The sequence below is a fragment of the Streptomyces spinosisporus genome (genome assembly GCF_022698145.1).
Classification (GTDB): domain Bacteria; phylum Actinomycetota; class Actinomycetes; order Streptomycetales; family Streptomycetaceae; genus Streptomyces; species Streptomyces spinosisporus.
Genome location: NZ_JALDAX010000043.1, coordinates 1 through 5,438, shown reverse-complemented (window position 1 = coordinate 5,438; position 5,438 = coordinate 1). Strand labels below are relative to the sequence as shown.

General features: G+C 69.9%; 4 protein-coding genes and 3 pseudogenes. 5 read left to right on the top strand and 2 right to left on the bottom strand.

Annotated features, from left to right (window positions below; all coding sequences use genetic code 11):
- The first annotated feature begins 1,006 nt into the window (after positions 1 to 1,006).
- The 4 genes and pseudogenes from MQN93_RS43490 (at position 1,007) to MQN93_RS43475 (ending at position 2,937) form a co-directional block, all read left to right on the top strand.
- Positions 1,007 to 1,412 (top strand): annotated as a pseudogene (locus tag MQN93_RS43490) (YciI family protein).
- Positions 1,409 to 2,096 (top strand): annotated as a pseudogene (locus MQN93_RS43485) (DUF6596 domain-containing protein); the annotation flags it as partial. The pseudogenes MQN93_RS43490 and MQN93_RS43485, both read left to right, overlap by 4 nt.
- A 266-nt stretch (positions 2,097 to 2,362) precedes the next feature.
- Positions 2,363 to 2,518 (top strand): hypothetical protein, encoded by a 156-nt coding sequence (locus tag MQN93_RS43480; protein WP_242713888.1) that lies wholly within the window; start codon positions 2,363 to 2,365, stop codon positions 2,516 to 2,518.
- 263 nt (positions 2,519 to 2,781) lie between these two features.
- Entirely contained in the window at positions 2,782 to 2,937 is a 156-nt protein-coding gene (locus MQN93_RS43475) for a hypothetical protein (RefSeq protein WP_242713887.1), read from the top strand.
- A gap of 188 nt (positions 2,938 to 3,125) precedes the next feature.
- On the opposite strand, the pseudogene MQN93_RS43470 reads toward MQN93_RS43475, so the two are convergent.
- Positions 3,126 to 3,356: pseudogene (locus MQN93_RS43470) on the bottom strand (hypothetical protein); the annotation flags it as partial.
- 318 nt (positions 3,357 to 3,674) lie between these two features.
- Positions 3,675 to 4,421 (bottom strand): sulfite exporter TauE/SafE family protein, encoded by a 747-nt coding sequence (locus tag MQN93_RS43465; protein WP_242713886.1) that lies wholly within the window; start codon positions 4,419 to 4,421, stop codon positions 3,675 to 3,677.
- A 93-nt stretch (positions 4,422 to 4,514) separates the two neighbouring features.
- Between MQN93_RS43465 and MQN93_RS43460 the strand changes: the two genes are divergently transcribed.
- Positions 4,515 to 5,411, top strand: coding sequence for a LysR family transcriptional regulator (locus MQN93_RS43460; protein ID WP_242713885.1), 897 nt, complete (start codon positions 4,515 to 4,517; stop codon positions 5,409 to 5,411).
- The last annotated feature ends 27 nt before the right edge of the window (positions 5,412 to 5,438 follow it).

Below are 5,438 nucleotides of genomic sequence, written 5' to 3'. Positions count from 1 at the left end.
TGCGCGTCCGCGTACGAACGGGCCACCCCTTCCCCACCCCGTGGGGGTCACTCCGTGGCGCGGACACGTTCACTGAGATCTTTAAGGTCCTCCCCACCACCGTGGGGGCACGTCCACCGCAGCCACGTCACCGCGCGGACCGGACAAGGATCAACCGCTCTGGGTCGACGTCGCCCCTCGTACCCAGCGCCGGCAGCTCAGCGCAGTCGAGCGAAACAGGCGCAAGCACCCACCGAGCCACCCAACGGCCCCGCCAGGCGTACCTCTTGACCGCCATCCCCCTGGCCCTCTCACACCAGTGCGCCGGGGCTTCTCACACGACGTCACCGAACCTTCTCCCTCCATCCACAGCCCACCGCTCTGACCAGCGACAACACATGACTGCCAAGCAAGAACCCAGTGGCACCCAAACGCGAAACCGCACCCCACCAGCAAAACTCCCAGACCAACGAGCACCCACCCTCACCCTCACCTCCCGGAAAACCCCACAGACACCCGGCACTCGACAACCACTGCCCACACCGGCCCGCCCCCCGCACGCGACGCCGGCCGAGGCTTCGGCGGCGAGCGCCAGTAAGTACCTGTCTCTGATCCCGAGTCGCTGTTTGGGCATGACGACGGACGTGAAGTACGTGGTGAAGACGCGCTTCGACGTGCTGCCCCAGCGGCGTCCCGTCCGCCCGGGTCGCCGAGAGGGACGGCGACAGCGTCCCCGTACTTCTGGCCACTACCACCCGCTGCGTCTGCGGTCGGCTGAAGGACTTGCAAAAGCGCATCGGGACGGCAGGGGACGTCACCGTGCTGTGCAGGCCAGGGGTGATCGGCACCCGTAAGAGAGTCGACCTGTCTCCGCCGAGGCCACTCGCAAACCGAACGCCCCGAGACGGCTCGGGCCTGTCCACGGGAGCCGAAAAAATCTGGCGGCGATGTCGAGAACGGGTGGCTGGCTCCGTCCCTGGAGTGAACGCGACCAGAATGGGTCGCACCAGTACCGAGCAGAAACACGATGGCCAAGTACTTGCTGCTCAAGCACTACCGCGGCGCTCCGGCTGCGGTGAACGACGTGCCGATGGACCGTTGGACGCCGGAGGAGATCTCGGCGCACCTGCAGTACATGCAGGACTTCGCGGCCCGGCTGGAGAAGACCGGGGAGTTCGTCGACGGTCAGGCCCTCGCCCCCGAAGGCGCGTGGGTGCGGTACGACGGTGAGGGGCGCCCGCCGGTCACCGACGGGCCATTCGCCGAGACCAAGGACCTCATCCGGCTGGATGATCATCGACGTCGACAGCCACGAGCGCGCCGTCGAGTTGGCCGGGGAGTTGTCGGCCGCCCCCGGTGCGGGCGGCAAGCCGATCCACGAGTGGCTCGAGGTGCGTCCGTTCCTGACCGCACCTCCCACCATCACGGAGTGACCTCATCGACGGACGAGGCCCCGCTGCGGAGCCTCACGCCGGGCGTGCCCGCCGTCCTCGTCCGCCGCGGAGCCGACTTCGCGGCGGCCCAGGACGCGGTGCAGGACGCGCTGGTCGAGGCGGTCCGAGTCCGGCCGCCCCCCCGCGGGACCCGAAGGGCTGGCTGGCCACCGTGGCCTGGCGCAGGTTCCTCGACGCAGCCCGCTGGACGCCGCCCGCCGCCGACGAAAGGACCACCTCGATCAGGAGCCGGCGCCCGGGCCTGCACCGGCGGTGGAGGACATGCTCCAGCTGTACTTCCTGTGCGCCCACCCGTCGCTGACGCCGTCGTCCGCGGTTGCCCCCACCCTGCGCGCTGTAGGCGGGCTGACCACCCGCCAGATCACCGAGGCCTATCCGGTGCCCGCGGCGACCATGGCGCAGCGCATCAGCCGGGCCAAGCGCACCGTGGCCGGCGTGCGGTACGACCAGCCAGGCAACGTAGCCACCGCGCTGCGCGTCATGTACCTCGTCTTCAACGAGGGCTCCTTTGACGAGACCGACCTCGCCGCGAAAGCCATCCAGCTCACCCGGCAGCTCATGTCCCCGCTCGACCACCCGGAGGCGGCCGGGCTGCTCCCCCTCATGCTGCTTCACCACGCCCGACCCGCGGCCCGGACCGCACCCGACGGCAGCCTGGTGCCTCCGCAGCGCGCGCCGACCGTGCCGCGAGGCGTACGGCCTGACGCCGCTCACCGACCGGCCGTGAAACTTCCGCCCGCCGCCGTCCTGACGCGCGCTCAGTACTCCGGCTGGGCCTGTGTCTTCTGTCGCACGCCGCTCACCAAGGGTGCCGTGTCCGCTGGCCGCTCCGAGGGCCGCCGCGGCGCCGTAGACCTGAGCGTCGAGGGGTACGCCTGCCCGCACTGCGCGCCGTTCATCAACCTCCGGCTCAAGACGGGAGCGGTCTCGTGAGCCAGGCCACCTCGCAGCGCCTGCCGAACGGGCACCGCTCCTGCCGGCAAGAGCACCCGCACACGCACGTCCACTGCACCCAGCCCGCCAGCCACCCACCGCGGGACGGCAACGGCGGCCACTGGCAGTCGTGCCCGCGCACCAGCTGGTGAACTCCGCTACCGGCCCTCGCCGATGGCGCCGGCAGCGGCACGCACGCCCGTCCCGCCGGTGCTCGGCAAGACGCCGGCGGGACGGGTCCCAGAACACCCGCCCCGGTTCCCCCGCCCCCTGGACAGGTCGAGCAGCCGGGGCGGGCCACCAAGCCCGGCACGACAACCCAGAAGGGAACGTCAATGACCGTCGTCCTCGAGCAGCTCGCCGGCACCCACACACGCGCCCCGCACCCGACCAGGTCCGGGCGGTGCTAAAGGACGTGTCACAGCACACCAACTTCAAGCAGCGCCATGTCGCGGAACTGATTCTCAGCTGGGCCCGGGACGGGACCCTGCCCGCCGACGTCCGCGTCGCGTTCGAACAGGCACTGCAACGTCGCAGTCCCACGCAACTCCCAGGATCCGAGCAGGACTGACGCGCTGCTAGCAGTTGGTGGTGTCGCCGGGGATCGGTTCGCCGACGCCCGGGTCGACGGAGATGACCACCAGTGCGCGGTCCAGGGGCGTGGATCTCCGCCTCGCTGGTTGAGGTTTTCCAGCTGCTTCGCGGCGGAGCCGGAGAAGGCGATACGGCCGCGGCGTGGGCCGTGCTGTGGGGCCACCAGGCAACGGCCGGGCGCTGCTTGGCACGGCGTGCGAGGCGGGTCTCGCGCAGTTCCTCCCGCGGCGTGCAGTCCTCCGCCGAGGGCAACCCGTTCCCCGCGATGTCCTCCAGCACCGCAGCGAGCCGGTCGGCGTTCGCGCCAGTCCCGGCCGCGTACGCGCGAACCGCGTCAGCGGCCGCGGGCTCCAGCTGCTCGCGCACGTGCTCAACAGGGGCCGGCCGTTCAGTCATCGATGCCTGCCATGCACCGAACGGCGTACCTGACCACGCTATCGCTGCTCTCCAAGCCGCGGGACCAGTCCGCAGGAAACGGGGCGCCGGTCTCCTGGGTGGCCACACAGGGACCGTGCCGCAGGCCCTGGTGCCGCGGAAGCGCTGTGGCGGACGGCACTGGATGCGAAGGAGCACGGCGACAGGAGCTGGTTCGTCGACGGCGATCGGTCGGATTCTCAGCGAGACAGCGGCGCCGCAGTGCGTCAAGGGGCCCGCTTCCCAACAGCTGATGGCACGGTCGTTGTGCGGAGCTTTCATGCAGGCGCAGCCGTGCAGTCACAGCAGCGCCCGTATCGCCAACTCCAGCCCGAGCAGGATCAGGAATGCGAGGAAAAACTGGCGGAAGCGTTGCTGGCTGATGCGGCTGCGGACCGCCTGCCCCAACGCCATGCCCACCAGCGCGGGCACGATGCCGGCCGTCGACCAGCCCAGCTGACCCAGCCGGAACTCCCCCAGCCGGCCCAGGCCGAGCGCCAGGGCCACCGTCGATACGGTGAACGCCAGGCCCAGTGCCTGTACCAACACGTCGCGCGGCAGGCGCAGCGACTGCAGCCACGGCACGGCCGGAAGGGTGAACACACCGGTGGCACCCGTCAACACACCAGTGACCAGCCCGACCAGCGGCGCCAGCGGGCGTTCCCATCGACCCGGCACTGATGTCGAGGGCGACAGCAGTGCATAGGCCGCGTACGCGACCAGCGCGCCGCCGAGTGCCATGCCGGACCAGCGCGAGTCCCCCTCGACCAGCAAGGCCGTCGACGCCACGGTTCCCAACAGGATGGCGAGCATCATCGGCCACAGCCTGCGCAGCAACGCTCCGAGGGACGGACCGTTCAGCAGTTGCCAGACATTGGTCACCAACGAGGGGATCACCAGCATCGCCGCGGCGGTAACCGGCGACACCGCACTGCCCAGCATCCCCACCGCCACCGTCGGAAGGCCCATCCCCGTCACGCCCTTGACCAGGCCTGCCACCAAGAAGGTGGCGACGAACAGCAGCAGAAAACCGAAGGTCACGTCCATGCCCTCATTTCAGGCATCCGCACTGACCTGACACAATGCGGATCTTCCGCAGGACCCTTCGGTCCATCCGAAGGCAGACTCAGGAGGTTGGAGATGCGTCTGGACGTGGAGGACCTGCGGCTATTCCTGTGCGTGGCGGACGCCGGCAGCATCACCGCCGGGGCACGGCAGGCGCATCTGGCATTGAGCTCGGCCAGCGGACGGCTGAGCGCGATCGAAGCCGATGCAGGCACCGCACTGCTTCACCGCCACGCTCGTGGCATCAGCCTGACCGAAGCCGGTGCCACCCTCGCGCATCACGCACGGCTGATCCTCCAGCAGCGCTCCCAGCTGCGGGAGGAACTGCAGTCCTTCGCCGACGGCACGCGCGGCACACTCCACCTCTATGCCAACACCGCGGCCCTGACCACCTTCCTGCCCGAACGCCTTGGACCCTGGCTGGCCGAACGGCCACGGCTGCGGGTGGAACTGCTCGAGCGGACCAGCGCCGACATCGTGAGCGCGATCGCCGCCGGCCATGCGGAAGCCGGCATCGTCAGTGACGCGGCCGATGCCGGGACGCTGCATCGCCAGCCCGTCGCCGACGACCCGCTGGTCGTGCTGCTGCCCGCGTCCCATCACCTGGCCGCGGCCCGTGAGCTCACCTTTGCCGACGTCCTGGGCGAGGCCTTCGTCGCACTGGGCGATGACAATGCCCTGCAGACGCATATCAACGAGTACGCCGGTGCTGCCGGACGTCCCCTCAATGTGCGCATCCGCATGAAGACGTTCGATGGACTGTGCGCACTGGTCGGCCACGGCGTGGGCATCGGCATCGTGCCGCAGGTGGTCGCTCGCCAGCATCGGCGTAAAACCAGAACTGTTGCCGTACCGCTGGGCGATGCATGGGCGCGCCGCCGCCTGTGCGTGTGCTTCGCCGCGTGGTCAGCTCTGTCGCCGTCGATGCGCAGCCTGCTGCAGCACCTGGGCGCTACGCCTACCGAACCGTGATCGCGCGCCGGCGCCCTTATTACATGC